Origin of the sequence: Solimonas terrae (genome assembly GCF_011067135.1) — a bacterium.
Classification (GTDB): Bacteria; Pseudomonadota; Gammaproteobacteria; order Nevskiales; family Nevskiaceae; genus Solimonas; species Solimonas terrae.
Genome location: NZ_JAAMOW010000003.1, coordinates 67,315 through 87,806, shown reverse-complemented (window position 1 = coordinate 87,806; position 20,492 = coordinate 67,315). Strand labels below are relative to the sequence as shown.

General features: G+C 67.3%; 19 protein-coding genes and 1 tRNA gene. 9 read left to right on the top strand and 11 right to left on the bottom strand.

Translation table 11 applies throughout. The features are described 5' to 3' along the window. Window positions 1-98: 98 nt before the first annotated feature. The 5 genes from G7Y85_RS06375 (at window position 99) to G7Y85_RS06355 (ending at window position 4,081) form a co-directional block, all read left to right on the top strand. Entirely contained in the window at window positions 99-770 is a 672-nt protein-coding gene (locus G7Y85_RS06375; RefSeq protein ID WP_166253657.1) for a 50S ribosomal protein L25/general stress protein Ctc, read from the top strand. Between the two features lie 98 nt (window positions 771-868). Continuing rightward, on the top strand, window positions 869-1,477 hold the full coding sequence (gene pth / locus G7Y85_RS06370) for an aminoacyl-tRNA hydrolase (protein WP_166253654.1): 609 nt from the start codon (window positions 869-871) through the stop codon (window positions 1,475-1,477). Between the two features lie 9 nt (window positions 1,478-1,486). Further along, on the top strand, window positions 1,487-2,581 hold the full coding sequence (ychF, locus tag G7Y85_RS06365; protein ID WP_166253650.1) for a redox-regulated ATPase YchF: 1,095 nt from the start codon (window positions 1,487-1,489) through the stop codon (window positions 2,579-2,581). 178 nt (window positions 2,582-2,759) lie between these two features. After that, on the top strand, window positions 2,760-3,953 hold the full coding sequence (locus tag G7Y85_RS06360; protein ID WP_206675518.1) for an SAM-dependent methyltransferase: 1,194 nt from the start codon (window positions 2,760-2,762) through the stop codon (window positions 3,951-3,953). Window positions 3,954-4,004: 51 nt separating this feature from the next. After that, a tRNA-Met gene (locus tag G7Y85_RS06355) sits at window positions 4,005-4,081 on the top strand. 162 nt (window positions 4,082-4,243) lie between these two features. Here G7Y85_RS06355 and G7Y85_RS06350 read toward each other — a convergent pair. The 4 genes from G7Y85_RS06350 to G7Y85_RS06335 form a co-directional block, all read right to left on the bottom strand. Continuing rightward, the gene (locus G7Y85_RS06350) at window positions 4,244-4,396 is read right to left on the bottom strand and encodes a hypothetical protein (RefSeq protein ID WP_166253647.1); all 153 of its coding nucleotides are present in this window, start codon (window positions 4,394-4,396) and stop codon (window positions 4,244-4,246) included. Window positions 4,397-4,486: 90 nt separating this feature from the next. Further along, window positions 4,487-4,720 (bottom strand): hypothetical protein, encoded by a 234-nt coding sequence (locus G7Y85_RS06345; protein WP_166253644.1) that lies wholly within the window; start codon window positions 4,718-4,720, stop codon window positions 4,487-4,489. Between the two features lie 81 nt (window positions 4,721-4,801). After that, window positions 4,802-4,993, bottom strand: coding sequence for a hypothetical protein (locus tag G7Y85_RS06340; RefSeq protein ID WP_166253641.1), 192 nt, complete (start codon window positions 4,991-4,993; stop codon window positions 4,802-4,804). Between the two features lie 60 nt (window positions 4,994-5,053). Continuing rightward, entirely contained in the window at window positions 5,054-6,376 is a 1,323-nt protein-coding gene (locus G7Y85_RS06335; protein WP_166253636.1) for a GGDEF domain-containing protein, read from the bottom strand. A gap of 162 nt (window positions 6,377-6,538) precedes the next feature. Here G7Y85_RS06335 and G7Y85_RS06330 point away from each other — a divergent pair, with 162 nt between their 5' ends. Next, window positions 6,539-6,904 carry a YidH family protein gene (locus G7Y85_RS06330; RefSeq protein ID WP_166253633.1) on the top strand — a complete coding sequence of 122 codons (366 nt, stop codon included), beginning with the start codon at window positions 6,539-6,541 and terminating at the stop codon, window positions 6,902-6,904. Between the two features lie 4 nt (window positions 6,905-6,908). On the opposite strand, the gene G7Y85_RS06325 is transcribed toward G7Y85_RS06330, so the two are convergent. The 5 genes from G7Y85_RS06325 to G7Y85_RS06305 form a co-directional block, all read right to left on the bottom strand. Continuing rightward, window positions 6,909-10,055 (bottom strand): error-prone DNA polymerase, encoded by a 3,147-nt coding sequence (locus G7Y85_RS06325; RefSeq protein ID WP_166253631.1) that lies wholly within the window; start codon window positions 10,053-10,055, stop codon window positions 6,909-6,911. Between the two features lie 41 nt (window positions 10,056-10,096). Beyond that, complete coding sequence (locus G7Y85_RS06320) at window positions 10,097-11,500, bottom strand: Y-family DNA polymerase (RefSeq protein WP_166253628.1); 1,404 nt, start codon at window positions 11,498-11,500, stop codon at window positions 10,097-10,099. A 9-nt stretch (window positions 11,501-11,509) separates the two neighbouring features. Then, window positions 11,510-12,124, bottom strand: coding sequence for a translesion DNA synthesis-associated protein ImuA (imuA, locus tag G7Y85_RS06315; RefSeq protein WP_166253625.1), 615 nt, complete (start codon window positions 12,122-12,124; stop codon window positions 11,510-11,512). A gap of 19 nt (window positions 12,125-12,143) precedes the next feature. Continuing rightward, window positions 12,144-12,785, bottom strand: a complete 642-nt coding sequence (lexA, locus tag G7Y85_RS06310; RefSeq protein ID WP_166253622.1) for a transcriptional repressor LexA — start codon at window positions 12,783-12,785, stop codon at window positions 12,144-12,146. Between the two features lie 96 nt (window positions 12,786-12,881). Then, window positions 12,882-13,877 carry a DedA family protein/thiosulfate sulfurtransferase GlpE gene (locus G7Y85_RS06305; protein WP_166253620.1) on the bottom strand — a complete coding sequence of 332 codons (996 nt, stop codon included), beginning with the start codon at window positions 13,875-13,877 and terminating at the stop codon, window positions 12,882-12,884. A 189-nt stretch (window positions 13,878-14,066) separates the two neighbouring features. Here G7Y85_RS06305 and G7Y85_RS06300 point away from each other — a divergent pair, with 189 nt between their 5' ends. The 3 genes from G7Y85_RS06300 (at window position 14,067) to G7Y85_RS06290 (ending at window position 17,041) form a co-directional block, all read left to right on the top strand. Continuing rightward, entirely contained in the window at window positions 14,067-14,339 is a 273-nt protein-coding gene (locus tag G7Y85_RS06300; RefSeq protein ID WP_166253617.1) for a hypothetical protein, read from the top strand. Between the two features lie 69 nt (window positions 14,340-14,408). Further along, entirely contained in the window at window positions 14,409-16,544 is a 2,136-nt protein-coding gene (locus G7Y85_RS06295) for a TonB-dependent receptor family protein (protein WP_366514923.1), read from the top strand. A 53-nt stretch (window positions 16,545-16,597) separates the two neighbouring features. Next, a complete protein-coding gene (locus G7Y85_RS06290) occupies window positions 16,598-17,041 on the top strand; it encodes a bacteriohemerythrin (protein ID WP_166253611.1) in 444 nt (147 codons plus the stop codon). A 21-nt stretch (window positions 17,042-17,062) separates the two neighbouring features. On the opposite strand, the gene G7Y85_RS06285 is transcribed toward G7Y85_RS06290, so the two are convergent. Both G7Y85_RS06285 and G7Y85_RS06280 read right to left on the bottom strand, forming a co-directional pair. Then, window positions 17,063-19,375, bottom strand: coding sequence for a Tex family protein (locus G7Y85_RS06285; protein WP_166253608.1), 2,313 nt, complete (start codon window positions 19,373-19,375; stop codon window positions 17,063-17,065). A 208-nt stretch (window positions 19,376-19,583) separates the two neighbouring features. Beyond that, entirely contained in the window at window positions 19,584-20,471 is an 888-nt protein-coding gene (locus tag G7Y85_RS06280) for a hypothetical protein (RefSeq protein ID WP_166253605.1), read from the bottom strand. Window positions 20,472-20,492: the final 21 nt, after the last annotated feature.

Here is a 20,492-nt window from a genome sequence, read left to right as displayed (position 1 = left end):
CCCGGCAGCATTTTCGCCCGGCTTTCTGTACAATCCGCGCCCCGTCGTCTGGTCGCGGACGGCGGTCTGCTGTTTTTCGGATTTTTCGGAGTATTTCCATGAAAGAGAATTTTGTTGTTGTCGCGGAACCCCGCGCAGATCAGGGCAAGGGTGCGAGCCGCCGCCTGCGTCGCGAGGGCAAGGTTCCGGCCATCGTCTACGGTGGCACCAATGAGCCGACCGCGATCAGCGTGTCGGGCAACGAGCTGTTCAAGCACCTGAAGATCGAAGCGTTCTATTCGCACATCCTGACCCTGAAGATGGGCGATTCCAGCGAGCAGATCGTGCTCAAGGACCTGCAGCGTCATCCGGTCACCGGCTACGCGATCCACGCCGACTTCCAGCGCGTGCTTGCCGACAAGCTGCTGCACATGCATGTGCCGCTGCACTTCAAGGGCGGTGACATCGCGCCGGGCGTCAAGACCGGCAACGGCATCGTCGAGCATCAGCTCAACCAGGTCGAAGTCGAGTGCCTGCCGAAGGATTTGCCGGAGTTCATCGAGGTCGATCTGTCGGCGCTCGAAGTGAACGAGTCGGTCCACCTTTCGCAGCTCAAGCTGCCGTCCGGCGTCACGCTGGTGCAGCTCAAGCACGACAACGACCAGTCGGTCGCGTCCGTGCATCTGCCGCGCGGTGCGATCGAAGAAGAAGCCGCCGAAGCCGCTCCGGCTGCTGACGCCGCTGCCGCTCCGGCCGCTGCCGACGCCAAGAAGGACGAGAAGAAGAAGTAAGAGCCTGAGCCGCGTGCGGCGCATCCGCACGACCCGCGGCACAGACTTGAAACCGCTCGTCTCTTCCCGGGACGAGCGGTTTTTCTTTGAGCACGACCATGCCCAGTTCCGATCTGCACGCCATTGTTGGCCTCGGCAACCCCGGCGCCGAATACGCGCGCACGCGTCACAACGCGGGCTTCTGGTTCGTTGACGGGCTCGCGGCCGGCGCCGGCGTGTCGTTCCGCACGGAATCGAAATTCCACGGCGAACTCGCACGCATCAGTCTCGGTGGCCGCGATGTGCTGCTGCTCAAGCCGTCGACCTTCATGAATCGCAGCGGTCAGGCCGTGCAGGCGCTGAGTGCTTTCTACAAGCTCGCGCCGGCGTCGATCCTGATCGCCCACGACGAGCTGGATCTGCCGGCCGGCACCGTGCGGCTCAAGGCCGGCGGCGGCCACGGCGGCCACAACGGCCTGCGCGACATCCACAAGGTGCTCGGCGCGGACTACCTGCGGCTGCGCATCGGCATCGGCCATCCCGGCGACAAGAATCTCGTGCTCAATTACGTGCTCGGCCGCGCCACCAAGAACGACGAGACCGCGATTCTCGATGCCTTCGATGACGCCGGCGGCGCCGTCGAGACCTGGCTGGCTCGCGGCTGGGAGCGCGCGGTGACACAACTGCACACCAAACCCGTTCCGCCGTCCGGCGGGGCGTTGAAGTAAGGAACCATCATGGGCATTCAATGCGGCATCGTCGGTCTGCCGAACGTCGGCAAGTCGACCCTCTTCAACGCGCTGACCAAGCAGCAGATCGCCGCGGAGAACTATCCGTTCTGCACGATCGAGCCGAACGTCGGTGCGGTCGGCGTGCCGGACGCCCGCCTGCAGTCGCTGGCCGAGATCGTCAAGCCGCAGCGCATCCTGCCGGCGGCGGTCGAGTTCGTCGACATCGCCGGCCTGGTGGCCGGTGCGTCCAAGGGCGAAGGGCTCGGCAACCAGTTCCTCGGCCACATCCGCGAAACCGATGCGATCGCCCACGTCACGCGCTGCTTCGACGATCCGGACGTCATTCACGTCTCCGGCAGCACCGACCCGATCCGCGACATCGAAGTGATCAACACCGAGCTCGGCCTCGCCGATCTCGACAGCGTCACCAAGGCTGCCGAGCGGCTCGCCAAGACCGCCAAGTCCGGCAACAAGGAAGCGCTCGCCAGGTACGAGCTGCTCAAGCGCATGCAGGCGCATCTCGACAGCGGCCAGCCGGCGCGCTCGCTGGCGCTGGAGCCCGAGGAAAAGCTGCAGCTGCGCGATCTGCACCTGATCACCGGCAAGCCGGCGCTGTACATCGCCAATGTCGACGAGGCCGGACTGAAGAACGGCAACGACTATCTGACGCGCGTCAAGGAATACGCGGCGAACGAAGGCTCGCAGGTGGTCGCGGTGTGCGCGGCGATCGAAGCCGAGATCGCGCTGCTCGACGAGGCCGACAAGCTCGAATTCCTCAAGGATCTGGGCCTCGAAGAACCCGGTCTCAACCGCGTCATTCGCGGCGCCTACGCCCTGCTCGGCCTGCAGACCTATTTCACCGCCGGCGTGCAGGAAGTCCGCGCGTGGACGGTCAAGGTCGGCGCCACCGCGCCGCAGGCGGCCGGCGTGATCCACACGGATTTCGAGAAGGGCTTCATCCGCGCCGAGGTCATCTCCTACGCCGACTATATCCAGTACAAGGGCGAACCCGGCGCCAAGGAAGCCGGCAAGTGGCGCCTGGAAGGCAAGGAATACATCGTTCACGAAGGCGATGTCATGCACTTCCGCTTCAACGTGTAACCAGCGGCATCGCTGCCCCGAAACGCCGGCCTCGCGCCGGCGTTTTGCGTTGCGCCCCCTGGCCGCTCAGCTGCGCGCAAGCTGCCGGTATTATGGTGCGAGCGCTCCGGTTCACATGAACGGGCCCGGACATTCAGAGAAAGCACACGGAAGCGCGCAGGCGCTCGAGGGAGGTTCTTTGAAATCCACGATGCAGCTGCTGCTCGACGCGATCGGTCGCGGATTCGACGGCGGCACCCTGGAATTCGTGGCCGGCGACGAGACCTGGACCCTGGGTCGCGGCGAGCCGCACGCCAGGGTGCTGCTGCGCGACGCCAGCGTGCTGCGCGACATCCTCGTCCGGCCGTCGCTCAAATTCGGCGAGACCTACATGGATCAAGGCTGGGAACCGGCCGATGGCGATCTGCTGCGCGTGCTCGAGGTCGGCCTGAAGTTCGAGGACAACCTCGAACACCGCATGAAGGGCCGTCGCGTCCGTGCACTGCTGGCGCAGATGATGGAACTCAACAATCCGCTCGCCAGCCAGCACAACGTCGAACATCACTACAACCTTGACGCCGACCTTTATCGGCGCTTCCTCGACGAGGGCATGTTTTATTCCTGCGCCTACTTCGCGCAGCCGGAGCTGACGCTGGAGGCAGCACAGCAGGCCAAGTGCGCACTGATCGCCCGCAAGCTGGATTTGAAGCCCGGTGCCCGCGTGCTCGACATCGGTTGCGGCTGGGGCGGACTGGCGATCCACCTGGCGCAGCATCACGGCGTGCATGTCACCGGCATCACGCTGTCCAGCGAACAGCTCGCGATCGCGCAGGAAAGCATCGACACGCTCGGCCTCGCCGATCGCATCGCATTCAGGCTCGAGGACTACCGCAACACAGAGGGCGCATTCGACGCCGTGGTCAGCGTCGGCATGTTCGAGCACGTCGGCCGTCCGCAGTATCCGACCTTCTTCCGGCGCGTACACGAACTGCTCAAGCCCGACGGCACCGCACTGATCCACAGCATCGGCCGGCTGTCGCCACCCGGCACCGGCAACGCGTGGATCCGCAAATACATCTTTCCCGGCGGCTACATTCCGGCGGCATCGGAAACCCTGGCCGTGATCGAAAAAAGCGGCCTGCTGCTGAACGATCTCGAAGTCTGGCGCTTGCACTACGCACAGACACTTGCGCACTGGACCCGCCGTTTCCAGGCCGAGCGCCAGCACTTTGCCGATACGCTGGGCGAGCGCTTCTGTCGCATGTGGGAGTTCTACCTGCACGCCAGCGAAGCCTCGTTCCGCTGGGGTGGACTGTCGGTCTTTCACCTGCAGCTGACCCGGCAACTCGAACGCCTGCCGCTGACCCGCGACTATCTGTACGCGCCGCCCTGAACGCGGTTCTCGACGCGCCCGGCCGTTTTCCCTACAATGCGCGCCCCACGTGGTGATGTAGCTCAGACGGTTAGAGCGCGGCACTCATAATGCTGAGGTCGGTGGTTCGATTCCACTCATCACCACCAACTTTCTCAACGAGTTGCGAAGGTCACTTTTTCGCCACTTCGTCTGCCGTACCGGATTTGTGCCATGTCGGCGGCACATGCTCCCCAGGCGCTCCCTTTTCAACATGCGTCTCGTCGGCCCTCCCCATCATCGCGGCTGGCTGCGAAAACCGGTGAGGCGAATCAGACGCTCAGCGACTGCCAGCCGTGCTGCGGATCGAAACGCCAGCGCGAACCGCAACCCAGACACATGAACGACTGCACGCGCGTCTTCCGTGTGGTCGCATCGACCTGTCGCTTGCCGGGTGCCGTCTCGACGAGACTGCGATGCGGCACGAGGCCGGAATGGTCCCGTTCCAGAGCTGCACATTCACTGCAACGCATCGACATTGACTGGATGGCCTGAAGAGGCCCGTCCGACGACGCTCAGTTGAACGGGCCGCGCGACGGCATGTCGCGCACGATGGGCTTCCATACCGCACGAAAATGCCGCGACACTTCCTCGGTCACGGCAAGGCCGCCGGTGTGATCGCGGCACAGCCAGCCGGCCTTCACCAGACGCGCTTCGTCTTCGGCGAACGGCCTGTTGGGAGATTGCTGCTTGAACAGCTGGTAGAGAAAACTGAAATCGTGATCGCTACAGCCGGTGGGAAACGGCATGGCGAAACTCGGTAGCGAATGGAGTGGCAGTTTGCGCCCAAATGCGTCCGGCGGCAAAGCGGCGACAGGCAGATCGCCGCCCTATTTCGCCGGCGTTGCCTTCGCGGCGCGCATGATCAGCGCATCGGGCGCGAAGCTGCGCGAATGCTTGGCTGGGCCGCGCGTCCAGGTGCAGCGCACGGTGCCGGCCGCCTTGTCGACTGCGGCGATCTTCATGCGCAGACCACCTTCGCGATCGATGACGATATCGCCTACTTTGAATTGAGATTCCATCGATGTTCTCTGTGGTCGTGCCTCGCAAGGCAGTGGACCACGGTGCGCCTGCGCCGCGATTTATGCAATCTGGCGCGCGGCGACCAGGCGATTGCGGCCGTCACGTTTGGCGCAATACATCGCGCCGTCGGCGCGACCGAGCGCATCGTGGATCGACTCGCCCGGGCCGACGACGGCCAGACCGATCGATGCCGTGAGGTGTATCGCTGTGCCATCGTGGCTGCGCAGCGTCGCGTCGGCAATCGCGCAGCGAATGCGCTCGGCGATTTCCTGGGCGGCCGGTTCCGCGGTGGCTGGCAGCAGTACGCCGAATTCCTCGCCGCCGAGACGGGTCAACAGATCGCCGGCGCGCAGGCGCGGCTCGACGACCGCCTTCATCGCACGCAACGCGCGGTCGCCGGCCGCGTGGCCATAGGTATCGTTGATCGACTTGAAACGATCGAGGTCGATCATCAGCACGGCGACCGGCTCGCCCGAGCGCCGCGTGCGATTGAGAATGCGCGCTGCTTCGTCGAGAAACGCGCGGCGGTTGGGCAGGCCGGTGAGCTCGTCGGTCAGGGCACGATGCTGCAGCACCTCCTCGTGTGCGATGCGGCCGCTGATGTCCTGGATCTGCGAAATGAAATGCAGCGGCTTGCCGTCCGAAGTGCGCAGGATCGAGACATCGAGCTGAATGTAGATCGTGTGTCCGTAGCGATGAAAATAGCGCTTCTGCATCCGGTAACGGTCGCGGTCGCCGCGCAGCAGCTGTTCGACGTATTCGATATCGCGGGCGAGGTCGTCCGGATGGGTAATGTCCTGGAAGGTCATGCCGAGCAGCTCGCGCTCCGAATAGCCGAGCATCTCGTGCAGCGCAGGGTTGACGTCCTTGAAACGGCCATCAAGCCCGACGATTGCCAGACCGATCGGCGCGTTCTCCAGAGTCAGGCGAAAGCGTTCGTGGCTCTCCGCCAGCGCATCGTGGCTGCGCTGCAGTTCCTCGTTGATGCGACGCAGGGAGTCGCCGGCCGCCGAATTGAAGCGCAGCAGCGCCGTCGCTTTCGGCAGCATCGGCCAGAGCATGACCGCGGTCAGGATCGATGCGGTCGCAGTGATGATCCGCACCGAAATCTCGATCCGGTAGATCGGATGCCAGATGTTGACGATATCGATGAGATGGCCAGCGCCGCAGGCGAAGATGAACGTGCTGAACATCATGAACACCCAGTTGAAATGCAGACTGGGATTGCGCCGGATGAACACCATCAGCGCCAAAGGAATCGAGAAGTAGGACAGCGCGATCAGCGCGTCGGCGCCGACCTCGGCGAACACCAGCATCGGGTCCCATGCCAGGCAATAGCCGTGCGGGATGAATCCGCTGCTGCTGAAAAGTTCGCTGGCCATGATGAACGCGCCCTGCCCGATCGATGAACGATTATGGGAACCTCGCGCGCACTTGCGATCCTCAGAAGTGATCAACGGCCTGTGGATAACGCCGAACGGTTCGCCAGGCGGCAGTCCGCGCGCCGGGGGGCAACCGCCATACCGACGGGCTATGCTCATGCGATGAACGATCCGCGCGTGTTCTTTGCCGCCGAGCGCACCCTGTTCGCATGGCTGCGCACCGGCCTGACGATCATCGCGCTCGGCTTCGTCGTCCAGCGCTTCGGCCTGGTCCTGCGCCTGTTCGCGCTCGATCATCCGGCTGCGATCACCCTGCCCGGCGCGGTCCGGCCTTCGGCCGCGCTCGGTGTCGCGCTGGTGCTGCTCGGCAGCATCACCATCCTGATCGGAGCCTGGCAGCATCGCGCCTATGTGCGCAGCCTGCCGCGTGATGCCTTGCCACCGGGGTACCGCAGCGAAGCGGCGATCGTGATTGCGGTGCTGGTCGCCATCGCCGGCCTGATGCTGGGAGGCTATCTGGCGCTGTAGGGGGTCAGTGGAAATCACGCGACAGGTACGGCAGCCTGGCGATCCAGTGCGAGCGGTCGGCGAATTCCTCGGCGATCACATGAATGATCCAGCCGTCCTCGTCCGAACCCTGTTTCTGCAGCCTGCCGCGTGCCAGCAGGAAACTGCCGCCGACCACCGCCTCGCGCTGCGCCTCGATCAGCGGCGGCCGCACGATCAGATTGACGATACCGGTGTCGTCCTCCAGCGTGATGAACATCGTGCCCTTCGCCGAGCCCGGCCGCTGGCGGAACATGACGATGCCGCCGACCCGCACATGACTGCCGTCGGCGGTTCCACGCAGACGCTCGTTCGGCAGTACCCGATGGCGATCGAGGCGCGGCCGCAGCAGCGCCGTCGGATGCCGGCGCAGACTCAGGTGCGTGGACTGGTAATCGGCCAGCACGTCCTCGCCTTCGCTTGGTGCGGCAAGCGCAACGGCCTCGTCGGGCAGATCGGCCCCGGCCAGCACGCCGCCCAAGTGCGCATGCCCGCGGGTCTGCCAGCGCGCCTGGAAGCGATGGCCGGCCAGCGCCTGCAGCGCGTCGGCGCTGGCCAGTACATCGAGTTCACGCGCGCTCAATGCGGCGCGGCGCGCAAGATCGTCGATGGTCGCGAACGGGCCTGCCGACCGCATGGCTTCGAGACGCTGCGCCGCTTCGGCATTGAAGCCACGGATCAGGCGCAGACCGAGGCGGATCGCGGCCTGGCCTTGCGCGTCGCGTTCCAGATGGCAATCCCAGCGGCTGTACCGCACATCGACCGCGCGCACGTCGACGCCGCTGCGCTGCGCTTCCCTGACGAGCATCGAGACCGGATAAAACCCCATCGGCTGGGCATTGATCAGGCCGCACACAAATGCCGCCGGCCGGTGCCGCTTCAGCCACGCCGACTTGTATGCAAGCAGGGCGAAGCTCGCCGCGTGGCTTTCCGGAAAGCCGTAGGAACCGAACCCCTCGATCTGCCTGAAGATGCGCGCCGCGAATTCGTCGCTGTAGCCGCGTGATTTCATGCCGGCCGTCAGCTCTTCGCGGAACCGGTCGACGTGGCCGTTGCGCTTCCACGCCGCCATCGCACGGCGCAGGGCGTCGGCACGACTCGCGGTGAAGCCGGCCGCGACCATCGCGATCTGCATGACCTGCTCCTGGAAGATCGGCACGCCGGACGTGCGGCCGAGCACACTGCGGATCGGATCGCCCGGACCCAGCGGATATTCGATCGTCTCCGGCGGCTTGTGCCGCTGCTTCAGGTACGGATGCACCATGCCGCCCTGGATCGGTCCCGGCCGCACGATCGCGACCTGCACGGTAAGGTCGTACATGGACTTCGGGCGCAGCCGCGGCAGCATCGACATCTGCGCGCGCGATTCGATCTGGAACACGCCGACGGTATCGGCGCGGCAGATCATCTCGTAAGTCGCCCGCGTGTCCGGGTCTTCGTCGCAGCCATGATCGCGGATGCTTTCGTAACTGACGGCGTCGTCACCGAACGCGTGCAGCTGTTCGAGCATGCGGCGCAGCGCGCTGAGCATGCCGAGCGCGAGCACGTCGACCTTCAGCAACCCCAGGGTTTCGAGATCATCCTTGTCCCACTGGATGATCGTGCGATCCGGCATGGCCGCGTTCTCGACCGGCACCAGCTCATGCAGCGGTCCGTCGGAAATCACGAAGCCGCCGACATGCTGCGACAGATGGCGCGGGAAGCCGCCGTCGATCAAGGTGCCGGCGAGCGCCAGCCAGCGCCGGATGCGCGGCAGCTGCGGATCGACACCGACCGCGCGCAAGCGTTCGCCGAGTTCGTCCGGATCGTCCCACCAGGCCAGCGACTTGGCGACGCGATCGACGACCTCCTCGCCGATGTCGAGCGCGCGGCCGACATCGCGCAGCGCCGAACGCGTGCGATAGCCGATCACGGTCGCGGCAATCGCGGCGCGATCGCGGCCGTATTTGTCGAACACGTACTGGATCACCTCCTCGCGCCGCTCGTGCTCGAAGTCGACATCGATATCCGGCTCCTCGTCGCGCTCGCGCGACATGAAACGCTCGAACAGCAGCTGGTTGCGTTCCGGATCGACCTCGGTGATGCCGAGCACGTAACAGACCACCGAATTCGCCGCGCTGCCGCGGCCCTGGCAGAGGATGTTGCGGCTGCGCGCGTATTCGACGATGTCGTAAACCGTCAGGAAAAACGGCTCGTGCTCCTTTTCGGCGATCAGCGCCAGCTCCTTCTCGATGGTCGCGCGGATCGCTGGCGGACAACCGTGCGGCCAGCGCCGCGGCAGGCGCTGCACGACCAGGTGTCGCAGCCAGCTGGTGGGCGTGTGGCCGGCGCCGACGACTTCCTTCGGATACCGGTAGCGCACCTGCTCGATGCGGAAGGCGCAGCGCTCGGCGACGCGCAGGCTCTCGGCCAGCAGCGCGTGCGGATACAGCGACTGCAGATCGGCGAGCGTGCGCAGATGGCGCTCGCCATTCGGGAACAGACGCGTGCCGCAGCGCTCGACCGGGCGGTGATGGCGCAGGGCGACCATCACGTCCTGCAGCGCGCGGCGCGCAGCGCAGTGCATGTGCACGTCGCCGCTGGCGACCAGCGGCAACGCGAAACGCCGGGAAAGTTCCTGCAGGCCGGCGAGTCGCCCGGCATCGCGACCATCGCGATGCAGCTCGACTGCGATCCACAGGCGTCCACCGTAACGCTCGCGCAGCCAGGCGAGTTCGTCGAGTTCGTTCACGCCGCGCGGTATCCACAGCAGGCTGGTGCCGGGCAGCGGCGCGTCAAAGTCGGCGCGCGTCAGCCGGTACGCACCCTTGTCCGTCGCGCGGCGTGCCTGCGTGATCGTCCGGCACACGGCGCTGTAACCGGCCTGGTCTTCGCAGAGCGCGACGCAACGCAGGCCGTCATCGAGATTCCATTCGCAGCCGACCAGCAACTCGGCATGCGCCTGCGCGCATTCGCGATAGTCTCGTATCCGCTCGTAGCCACGCACCGCGCCGGCCATCGAGCATTCGTCGGTCAGCGCCAGCGCGCGATAGCCGAGCGCAGTCGCGGCCTCGACCAGCTCCTGCGGCATCGACGCACCGCGCCGGAAGCTGAACGCGGAGACGGCATGCAGTTCCGCGTAGCCCGGATTCATGCGCCGGATCGCGGCTCGGGCGCGGGCGTCATCCGGCGCCGTCACGCCCACAGCCCGTGCAGGAACCAGCGTTCGCTGTCGCGCTCGCGGTAAACCCAGGCGCGCGCATGCTGCCATTCGATGTCGTGGTAATCGCGACGCTGATCGGCGTCATCCCACCAGCCGCTTTCGATGCGCTCGGGCGGTGTATCCGGCAAGTCCGGCGTCGGCAGCGGCAGCGGCTTGCGCAGCAGCCACAGCGGGCGCGGCCGGTGAGGAACGTCGAGCGGCAGATTCGCATCGGCACGTCGCCAGGCCCGCTCGGGACGGTATTCGTCGTGAATCGCCGGCGTCCACAGCGCCGACTCGCCGAGCCGAGCTGCGACACGCTCGATCGCGCGCGTCCAGTCGCCGCCGGCATCGGCGGCCTCGAACAGATCGGTCTGCGGCACCTCGGTTTCGGCGATGTCTTCGGCACGCAGTTCCAGTGCGCGCACCGCCGCGCCCAGCGGCGCACGCAGCAGGCGCTCGCGCAGCGCGTCGAAGATGCGCGAGCCATCGCGATGTGCATCGCCGAAGCGCAGGACGAAGGACGAGCGGCGCTGCTGCGCGTGCAGGCAGAGCAGCCGCACCGCGCGCAGGCCGACGTCGCGCGCGCGCAGCCAGGCCTGCAGTTCGAACGCAAGCCGGCGCAAGGGAAACAGCAGCGCCTCGACCTGCTCGATCTCGGCGGCAAGATCGAAGCGCCGCCGGAATCCGGTGGACGGCACGATCGCCACGCCGGGTTCGGCGGCACGTCCGCAGAGCTGATCGAGTTCGCGCAGGCGCGCAGCGCCGAAGCGGCGTGCGAACGCGGCGCGCGGCACGGCCAGCAGATCGCCGATCCGGCGCAGACCGACACCCTGCAGCGCATCGAGCTGCGCGCGCGGCCACGGCAAGGCCGCCGTCGGCCAGGCCGCGAGCCGGTCCTGCAGCTGCGCCGGCTCGCGAATGGCGATGCCGTCCTGCAGGCATGCGAACAGCGCGCTCGCCGCGCGTGTCGGAGCCACCGCCAGCTGCGCATGCTGCTGCAGCTCGGCGAGATCGCCACGCAGGCGCTCGCGCATTGCGCGATAGCTGCCGAACAGGCGCAGGCTCGCAGCGATCTCGACCCACAGCAAGGCCTGCGGCACGCGGCCGACTTCCGCGAGATCGCGCATCTCGGCATGGACCGGACTGCCGTAGCGATAAATCCAGTGCGCAAGCTGCTGCAGCGCCGCCTGCTCGGCCTTGTGGCTGCGTGCGTGGGCGCGCAAGCCCGGTTGCAGCGACAGCGCCGCACCGAGCGGCGTGCCGATGCCGGCACCAGGCGCGGCGGTGATCAGCCAGCGGCTGGCGCCGCGCTGATCGGTGACGACATCGAGCGGATCGCCGAAGCCGAGCGCCTCGACCGGCAAGCGCGGAAAATGCAGGCAGAGCCACAACACGGCGCACCCTCAGGCATCGAGCGCGCAGGTGCGCGTCGGTCGCGCGCCGCGACACTTCAGCACTTCGATCTGCGTGGCGCCGCCGACCCGTGCGATCTTCAGACGCAGGGCCGCGACCGAGTTCGCGTCGTGTCGCATCAGGCGTCGATAGACCAGGGCAATGCCATCGCCGGTTTCGGCCGCGAGCTGCAGGCGCCGCTGGGCAATGGTGTCGATGCCGTCCTGCCAGAGCAGCACGGCGCCGGCCCGTGCGCGCAGCAACTCTTCGGCGGCCCACAACGCATCGCTGTCGTTGATCGTCTCGATGACCGTGAGCTGCGCGAGCACCACGCCGTACTGGCGCAGCGCCGGCGCGTACGGCAGATGCGGCGGCGCAATCAGCGCGAGTCGGCGCCTGCCCTGGGTCAGGCGCGCGGCCAGCGGCATTGCCAGCTGCAGCTCGCCGACACCGGCAGTGGCGTAGACGATTTCACTGAGACTCGCGCACGGCCAGCCGCCGCCCGGCAAGGCGGCATCGAGCTGTGCATGACCGGTGGCCTGCGCGCGCAGCGGTGCCTGCGTCGCGCCACGCCAGAGTCGCGTATCGCGCAGCAGGCTCTGCAGGGATTCGGCACGCGTGCTCATGAAAACCGCGCACGCCGGCTCAGGCGAGACTGAAGCCGCCGTCGCGGATCAGACCGACGGCGCGGCCTTCGATCACCAGCTCCTGGCGTTCGAGATCGATGCGGATCGGCGCGAAGTCCGGATTCGCCGGCAGCAGCCGCACGAGGCTGCCGTGCCGCTCGAAGCGCTTGACGGTGACCTCCTCGCCAAGCCGCGCGACGACGATCTGGCCGTTCTCGGCGATCGGCGTGCGTTTCACCGCGAGCAGATCGCCGGGCAGGATGCCGGCGTCGCGCATCGACCAGCCCTGCACGCGCAGCAGGAAATCCGGCGCCGGATGGAACAGCTGCCGATCAAGCTTGTAATGCGCCTCGATGCTTTCGGTCGCCAGCATCGGCATGCCGGCCGCGACCCGCCCGATCAGCGGGATGCGGTCCTGCGGACCGGCCTGCATGGCTTCGTTCGCCGCGTCCGCCAGCACGCGAATCCCGCGCGACGCGCCCGCGCGCAGGTCGATCGCACCCTTGCGCGCCAGCGCGCGCAGATGATCTTCCGCCGCAGTCGGCGAGCGGAATCCGAACGCCGTGACGATTTCCGCCCGCGTCGGCGGCGCGCCGTGTTCGGCACGATGGCGCAGGATGAAATCGAGGATTTCGGCTTGTCGCGGGGTCAATTCATCCATGGCGGGCTCGATAACTGTTTTTTTATACAGTGCCCGAAATCCGGCCGCCTGTAAATCCGGAGCGCCGCTTCAGGGCGCGGCCGGTGCCCCGCCGTTTCAGTCGTGCGCCGCGATGCCGATCACGGTCCGGCTGTCGTCGGTCTGCACGGTGGCGACCGGCTGCAGTTCCCAGCCGGCGGCACGCCAGGCATCGAGCCCGCCGAGCAGCGGGCGCACATCGCTGAAGCCGAGCGCACGCATGCGCTTGGCGACGACCGCCGCGGAAATCTCGTTCGGGCACGAGCAGTACAGCACCACCTGCGCCTTGCGCGTCAGCTGTTCGATCTCGTGCTCGAGGCGATCGAGATCGACCGTGCGCGCGCCGGGAATCCGCCACGGGTCCTGCGCGCGGCCCTCGGGCGAGCGCACATCGATCACGATCGGCGCCGCGCCGGCCGACATCAGCGCGTACAGCTCGTCGGTCGAGATGCGGCTCATCTCCAGTGCCCGCAGCAGACGACGGCGACGGACCCAGCGATAGGCGATGAAGCCGGCCAGCACCAGCAGGACGGCGGCGCCCAGCCCCAGGCCGAAGTGCTGCAGCATCAGCAGCAGGGCGTCGACCTGATCGGCGAACAGATAACCGGCCAGCAACCCGGCCCCGACCCACAGCATCACGCCGAACAGATCATGCAGCGCGAAACGGCTGAACGGCACTGCGGCGACGCCGGACATCGGCACCGACACCACCGACAGACCCGGCACGAACCGCGCGACCAGCAGGATGCGGATGCCGCGCCTGGCAAAAAAGCTCTCGGTGCGTCGCACGCAGCTGTCCTGCGACAGCGACAGACGGCACAGCAGACGCAATACACGGAACCCGTGGCGGCGACCGGCGGCGTACCAGATGCTGTCGCCGATCAGGCCACCGGCCACGGCCCCGCCGAAGCTGAGCGCGCCCAGCGCCAGACCGCTTTGCGGTGCGAGTGCCGCCATGCTGCCGGCATAGATCAGCGCCGGCAGGGTCGGCACCGGCATGCCCAGCGATGCGGCCGTCACGCACAGGCAGGCCAACAGCGCTGCCAGCAAATCCGGAGTGAGGGTATGCAGCATGTTCGAAGCAGGTGCTTTGCGTCCCGGCGGTGACGACAGGTGTCCACCGGGCGCCAGTCTAAGGCCTCGCCTCGCCGCCGGCATGGCAGTGCCATGTCGTGCGCCGGCTCGTCCGGACGCGGCGTGCATCGATGCCGCTTCGGGCGCTAAAGTGCGCACCCCCCGGCGGTACGTGCAGCGGAGAATGACGTGGAAAAGCAGGAAGCCCAGGCGATTGCCAGTCTCGTGCGGAAAATCGAAGAACAGCTGATCGAACTGCGCGGTGCGGAAATGGCGAACACGCTCGCGGTACGCGCACTGCTCGACCAGCAGGGCAATGCCGAACAGCTGCGCGCGACGATCGCCGCCGATCTCGGCGATGCCTGGCCGGCCAATCCGCAGGCCACGACCGAGGAACGGGCCTTGCGCAAGGCGGTGCAGAAGACCCTGAAGCAGCTGGGTTGCAGCCTGTCGGGGCAATAGTCGCGGCATCGATCCGCGCGGCCGATGCCCGCGCGGCGAAAAAAACAGAACCATGAGGAGTTGCGGTCCGTGACGTCGATCACCCCAGCCTTCGCGCGCGTCGCCCTCGGCGTCGTGCTGCTGACGCCGCTCGGCGTCCACGCCGACACCGGCACCGATGCCGACACCGTCGTCGTCACCGCCACCCGCCTGCCGGAATCGAGCTTCGAAGTACCGGCGTCGATCGACGTGATCGACGGCGATCGCTTCCACGACGACACGCTGGCGGTAAACCTGTCTGAAGGTCTGTCCGGGGTCGCCGGCCTGTCGGCGCGCGATCGGCAGAACTATGCGCAGGACACGCAGATTTCGGTGCGCGGCTTCGGCACGCGTTCGAGCTTCGGCATCCGCGGCGTGCGCCTGTTCACCGACGACATTCCGGCGACGCAGCCGGATGGCCAGGGGCAGATCTCGCATTTCAGTCTCGCCAGCGCCGATCGCGTCGAGGTACTGCGCGGGCCGTTCTCGGCGCTGTACGGCAATTCCTCCGGCGGCGTGATCCGCATTTTCACCGCCGACGGCCATGACCCGGCCAGCGTCTACGGCGGCTTCGCCGGCGGCAGCTTCGACACCTGGCGTGAAAATCTCGGCGCGCAGGGCAAGCTCGGCATCGCCGACTACAACCTCGCGTACTCGAACTTCCAGACCGAGGGCTTTCGCGATCACAGCGCCGCCAGGCGCCGCTCGTTCAACGGCAAGCTCGATCTGCAGCTCGGCGACGCCGATCGACTGAGCTTCGTGCTCAACGATTTCCGCTCGCCGGAAGCACTCGATCCGCTCGGCCTGACCCGCGCCCAGTTCGACGCCAGCCCGAAGCAGGCCGCGCCACAGGCCGAACAGTTCAACACGCGCAAGCGCGCCGAGCAGACCCAGGGCGGCATCACCTGGTCGCATCGCATCAGCGATGCCCAGAGCGCCGAACTGATCGGCTATTACGGATCGCGCGGCATCGTCCAGTTCCTCGCGATTCCGGCGGCCGCACAGAAAAGCCCGACGCATTCCGGCGGTGTCGTCGATCTGGGCACCGACTATGGCGGCAGCGAGGCACGCTGGCAGTACCGCGGCGGCAATGCCGAGCGGCCGTGGTCGCTGGTCGCCGGTCTGAGCTACGACGATCTGCGCCAGCATCGCCAGGGCTACGAGAATTTCGTCACCGACGGCAGCGACACCGAACTCGGCGTGCGTGGCGCGCAGCGTCGCGACGAGATCGACACGGTCTACAGCCTCGATCAGTACCTGCAGGGCAGCTGGCGTTTCGCCGAGCGCTGGGACGCGCAGCTCGGCGTGCGCCATAGTCATATCGCGTTCAAGTCCGACGACCACTACGTCACCAGCAGCAACCCGGACGACAGCGGCCGGACGCACTACGACGCCACCACGCCGGTCGCCGGACTGATGTATCGCGCCAGCGAGGATGTGCACCTGTACGCCGCCTACGGCCGCGGCTTCGAGACGCCCACCTTCGCCGAGCTTGCCTACCGTCCGGATGGCGCCGGCCTGAACTTCGATCTCGATGCGGCGCGCAGCAACAACGCCGAACTCGGTGCCAAGCTCCGTCTCGGCAAGGCAACGCGCGCGCAGCTCGCCGTGTTCGACACCGAAACCCGTCACGAGCTGATCGTGCTCAGCAACAGCGGCGGCCGCACGACCTACGGCAATGCCGGCCGCACGCGCCGACAAGGCGCGGAAGCCGAACTGAGCAGCCAGCTCGCCGCGTCCTGGCGCATCGAGCTGGCGTACACGCTGCTCAATGCCCGGGTGCGCGAGGACTATCAGGCCTGTTCGGGCATGCCGTGCACGAGCCTGAACACCACCATCCCCGCCGGCAACCGCATTCCGGGCATTGCCGAATCGAATGCGTACGCGGCCCTGCGCTGGGGCGGCGACAGCGGCTGGCACGCAGGCACCGACGTTCGCTATCTGAGCCGCGTCGCGGTCAATGACGGCAACAGCGAATCGGCGCCGTCGTACGTGATCGCCGGCCTCGACGGCGGCTATGTCTTCGATCTGCCGACCGTGCGCGTGCGCACCTTCGTCAATCTCGATAATGTTCTGAACCGTGACTACGTCGGCTCGGTGATCGTCAACGACGGCAATGGCCGCTACTACGAGCCAGGCCCCGGCCTGTCGGTGCTGGCCGGCTTCGGCGTCGAGTGGAAGTACTGAGCCGCCCCGATTCGATCACCCGACATCCCCGCCCGCTCCGCAGGAACGCCATCATGTCTTCGCCCGCGTCGGCCTTCGTCTGGACCGACAGATACAAGCTCGGCTACGAGCGCATGGACGACACGCATCGTGACTTCGTCGAAAAGGTCGATGCGCTGCTCGGCGCCGGCGACACCGAACTGGCGGCGCGCCTCGATGCGTTCATCGCACACGCCGAAGCGCATTTCGACGAAGAGAAGGAGTGGATGCAGAGCACCGGCTTTCCCGCCGCCGACTGCCACATCGACGAACACGCGGCGGTCATGAAATCGGTACTCGAGGTCCGCGAGCTGCTGTCCGCTTCACCCGGCACACGCGCCTTCGACGCGACGCGCTCGCTGGCGCGGGCGCTGGTCGACTGGTTCCCCGGCCACGCGACCTATCTCGACTCCGCGCTGTCGGCGTGGATGTGCAAGCGCGTCTACGGCGGCAAGCCGGTGGTCTTTCACAGGGACTGAGCCGCGAGTGCGGCGTCCGGTTTATTTGCGCTGCAGGGCGTCGAACAGGGCGGCGCCCAGCGAACCCTGCGGCGCTGCGGCCGGCCGCGGCTTCTGTGGCGCCGGCTTGCGCGGCGCATGGGTGGCAGCCGTGCGCGCGGTCGACGACGGAACGCCCGCATCGCCATCGTCCTTTTTCATCGACAGCGCGATGCGCTTGCGTTTGGCGTCGACGTCGACCACGCGCACCTTCACGACATCGCCCGCTTTCACGACATCGTGCGGGTCCTTGACGTAACGATCGGCGAGCCGCGAGACGTGCACGAGGCCATCCTGATGGACGCCGATGTCGATGAAGGCGCCGAACGCCGCGACATTGGTGACCGTGCCTTCGAGCATCATGCCGGGCTTCAGGTCCTTGATGTCGTGCACATCGTCGTTGAACGTCGCGGTCCGGAACTCGGGGCGCGGATCGCGGCCCGGCTTTTCCAGCTCGACGAGAATGTCGCGCACCGTCGGCAGGCCGAAATGATCGTCGACGAACTTGCGCGGATCGAGCGCGCGCAGGGTCTTGCTGTCGCCCATCAGCGTGCGCAGATCGCGGCCGCAGGCGGCAACGATCCTGGCGGCCAGGCCATAGGCCTCCGGATGCACGGATGAGGCATCGAGCGGCTCGTCGCCGTTGCCGATGCGCAGGAAGCCCGCGCACTGCTCGAAGGTCTTGGGGCCGAGCCGCGCCACTTCCAGCAGCTCGCGACGAGTCCTGAACGCGCCGGCCTGATCGCGATGCGCGACGATCGCCTCGGCCAGCGAACCACCGAGGCCGGACACGCGCGCCAGCAACGACGCCGACGCCGTGTTGAGATCGACACCGACCGCGTTGACCGCGTCCTCGACCACCGCATCGAGCATCTTCGCGAGCCGGTACTGGTCGACGTCGTGCTGATACTGGCCGACGCCGATCGCCCTGGGTTCGATCTTCACCAGCTCGGCGAGCGGGTCCTGCAGGCGCCGGGCGATCGACACCGCGCCACGCAGCGACACGTCGAGATTCGGGAATTCGGCTGCAGCCGTGGCCGACGCCGAGTAGACCGACGCGCCGGCTTCGCTGACGACGACCTTGATCGGCTTCGGCGGCGCGAGATTCGCCAGCAGATCGGCGACCAGCTTGTCGGTTTCGCGGCTGGCGGTGCCGTTGCCGATCGCGATCAGCTCGACCCGGTGCTGCGCGATCAGGCGCGCGATCTCGGCCTGCGCGCCGCGCAGATCATTGCGCGGCTGGAACGGATAGACAGTCGCCGTGTCGACCAGCTTGCCGGTGTGATCGACGACCGCGAGCTTGACGCCGGTGCGGATGCCGGGATCGAGGCCCATCGTCGCCTTCGAGCCGGCCGGCGCGGCGAGCAGCAGATCCTTGAGGTTGCGCGCGAACACGTGAATCGCCTCGTCCTCGGCGCGCTCGCGCATCTCCATCATCAGGTCCATCGCCAGGCTGAACGACAGCTTCACGCGCCAGGTCCACTTGGCGACATCGAGCAGCCAGGCATTGGCCGCCGCACCGCCGGCCGGGATCGCATAGGCGTCGGCGATCATTTTCTCGGCCGGCTTGAGCGTCGAGACATCGTCGGCATCGACCTCGATCTCCAGCGTCAGCACTTCCTCGTTGCGACCGCGCAGCATCGCCAGCGCCCGGTGGCTGGGCACGGTCGCCCAGCGCTCGTGATGATCGAAATAATCGGAAAACTTGGCGCCGGCTTCCTGCTTGCCTTCGGCGACTTTCGCACGCAGCACCGCATGCGTCTTCATGTGCGCACGCAGACGCCCGAGCAGCTCGGCGTTCTCGGCGAAGCGCTCCATCAGGATGTCGCGCGCGCCTTCGAGCGCGGCCTTGACGTCGCCGATCTCGCCCTGCACGTACGCAGCCGCGGCCTCGGCCGGAATCAGCGCGCGATCGTCGAGCAGAGCCTCGGCCAGCGGCCCGAGTCCGCGTTCGCGCGCGATCTCGGCACGGGTGCGGCGCCTGGGCTTGTACGGCAGATACAGATCTTCCAGTTCGGCCTTGGTCAGCGCCGCGGCGATCTGCGCTTCCAGCGCGTCGCTCAGCTTGCCCTGCGAGCGTATCGACTCCAGCACGGTCGCGCGCCGCGACGCGAGTTCCCGCAGATAGCCAAGTCGTTCCTCGAGCGTGCGCAGCTGCGTGTCGTCGAGGCCGCCGGTGATTTCCTTGCGGTAGCGTGCGATGAACGGCACGGTCGCGCCTTCGTCGAGCAGGGCGACGGCAGCGCTGACCTGTCGTGGCTGCGCGGCGATTTCAACGGCAATGAGACGTGAGATTTCGTCTGCCTGGGCGGACATGAGCGATGTGTTTCCCGGAGTGGAATCGGTGATCGACGCGGTGCGCCTGACCGGTCGTGCGTGCCTGCAGCGCAAGGGGCGCAGGCGATGGCGGCGGATTGTGCCGCAATCGTGCCGGCCTTGCAGCGCAGCGTCCGGCGTGCACAAAAACGGCGCCGCCGCAGCGACGCCATTCAGTGTCGACAGGCTCCAGGGCAATGCGCAGCGGCTATTGGACCGAAACCGAGCCGCTCCAGGCCACTTGCAGCGTGCGACCGCTCACGCTCTGCAAAGCCGGATCGATCTGCACCTGATACTGGCCCGGCGCCACGTTCCGGTAGAGCAGCAGATCCGAATTGCTGCCGGCGATCCAGATGCCGGGCACGGCCTGGCCGGCACCGTTGACGATGTGGATGTGATCGACGGCGTCATCGGCATCGGCCACGCGCTGCGAGAAGCGGAACGCCAGCGCGTCCGGTCGGCTCGCCTGCCCGACGTATTCGACCTTGAACGGGCCGGCGTCGGCCGCCTTCCTGGCCAAGGTCGCGGTCGAGTTGCTGTCGGCGGGCGCAGCCGGCGTCGCGGCCGGCGCCGAATCAGCGGCGGCAGCGGTCGCGGTCGTCGGCGCCGACGCCGCAGCGGCCGAGTCCGTCATGGGTGCAGTCGGTGCAGCCGGTGCCGCGCTCGGCGCTGTTGCGGCAGCGACGTCGTCACGGCCCGGGGCAGCGGCCGCGGAAGGCGACGCATCGGCGAGCGCCGCGCTGCCCTGCTCATCGGCGGGCGCGCCGGCGGTCGGCACCGTGGCGGCTGCCGCATCGGTCGCGGCATTCGGCGCCGGCGCGGAGTCGCTGACCTCGGCCGGGGCCGTCGACGGTGACGCGGTGGGCGTCATCGCCGCTGCATCGGCCGGCGGCGCGGATGGCGTGCCGGCCGCCGCACCGGTTGCGCCCGGTTCCGGTGCCGCAGTCTGTGCCGGCGCAGCCGGTGCCGGCTTGGCGCCCTTGGCCGGGCGCGTCAGCAGTACGGCGCCGGTCGCGAATCCCGCCACGATCACGCCGAGAATGACGACCTTGAGCTTGCGGTCGCCGCCTGATTCGAATGCATAGGTGTCGTTCATCCTTTGTCCTCCATCTCGCCA

What these genes read in the sequence shown, in the direction of transcription:
- lexA (WP_166253622.1), bottom strand. Translation starts at nt 12,785, where the DNA reads ATGGATGAATTGACCCCGCGACAAGCCGAAATCCTCGATTTCATCCTG.
- G7Y85_RS06325 (WP_166253631.1), bottom strand. Translation starts at nt 10,055, where the DNA reads ATGAATCCGGGCTACGCGGAACTGCATGCCGTCTCCGCGTTCAGCTTC.
- pth (WP_166253654.1), top strand. Translation starts at nt 869, where the DNA reads ATGCCCAGTTCCGATCTGCACGCCATTGTTGGCCTCGGCAACCCCGGC.
- ychF (WP_166253650.1), top strand. Translation starts at nt 1,487, where the DNA reads ATGGGCATTCAATGCGGCATCGTCGGTCTGCCGAACGTCGGCAAGTCG.
- G7Y85_RS06285 (WP_166253608.1), bottom strand. Translation starts at nt 19,375, where the DNA reads ATGTCCGCCCAGGCAGACGAAATCTCACGTCTCATTGCCGTTGAAATC.
- G7Y85_RS06335 (WP_166253636.1), bottom strand. Translation starts at nt 6,376, where the DNA reads ATGGCCAGCGAACTTTTCAGCAGCAGCGGATTCATCCCGCACGGCTAT.
- G7Y85_RS06340 (WP_166253641.1), bottom strand. Translation starts at nt 4,993, where the DNA reads ATGGAATCTCAATTCAAAGTAGGCGATATCGTCATCGATCGCGAAGGT.
- G7Y85_RS06330 (WP_166253633.1), top strand. Translation starts at nt 6,539, where the DNA reads ATGAACGATCCGCGCGTGTTCTTTGCCGCCGAGCGCACCCTGTTCGCA.
- imuA (WP_166253625.1), bottom strand. Translation starts at nt 12,124, where the DNA reads ATGAGCACGCGTGCCGAATCCCTGCAGAGCCTGCTGCGCGATACGCGA.
- G7Y85_RS06290 (WP_166253611.1), top strand. Translation starts at nt 16,598, where the DNA reads ATGTCTTCGCCCGCGTCGGCCTTCGTCTGGACCGACAGATACAAGCTC.
- G7Y85_RS06345 (WP_166253644.1), bottom strand. Translation starts at nt 4,720, where the DNA reads ATGCCGTTTCCCACCGGCTGTAGCGATCACGATTTCAGTTTTCTCTAC.
- G7Y85_RS06280 (WP_166253605.1), bottom strand. Translation starts at nt 20,471, where the DNA reads ATGAACGACACCTATGCATTCGAATCAGGCGGCGACCGCAAGCTCAAG.
- G7Y85_RS06375 (WP_166253657.1), top strand. Translation starts at nt 99, where the DNA reads ATGAAAGAGAATTTTGTTGTTGTCGCGGAACCCCGCGCAGATCAGGGC.
- G7Y85_RS06305 (WP_166253620.1), bottom strand. Translation starts at nt 13,877, where the DNA reads ATGCTGCATACCCTCACTCCGGATTTGCTGGCAGCGCTGTTGGCCTGC.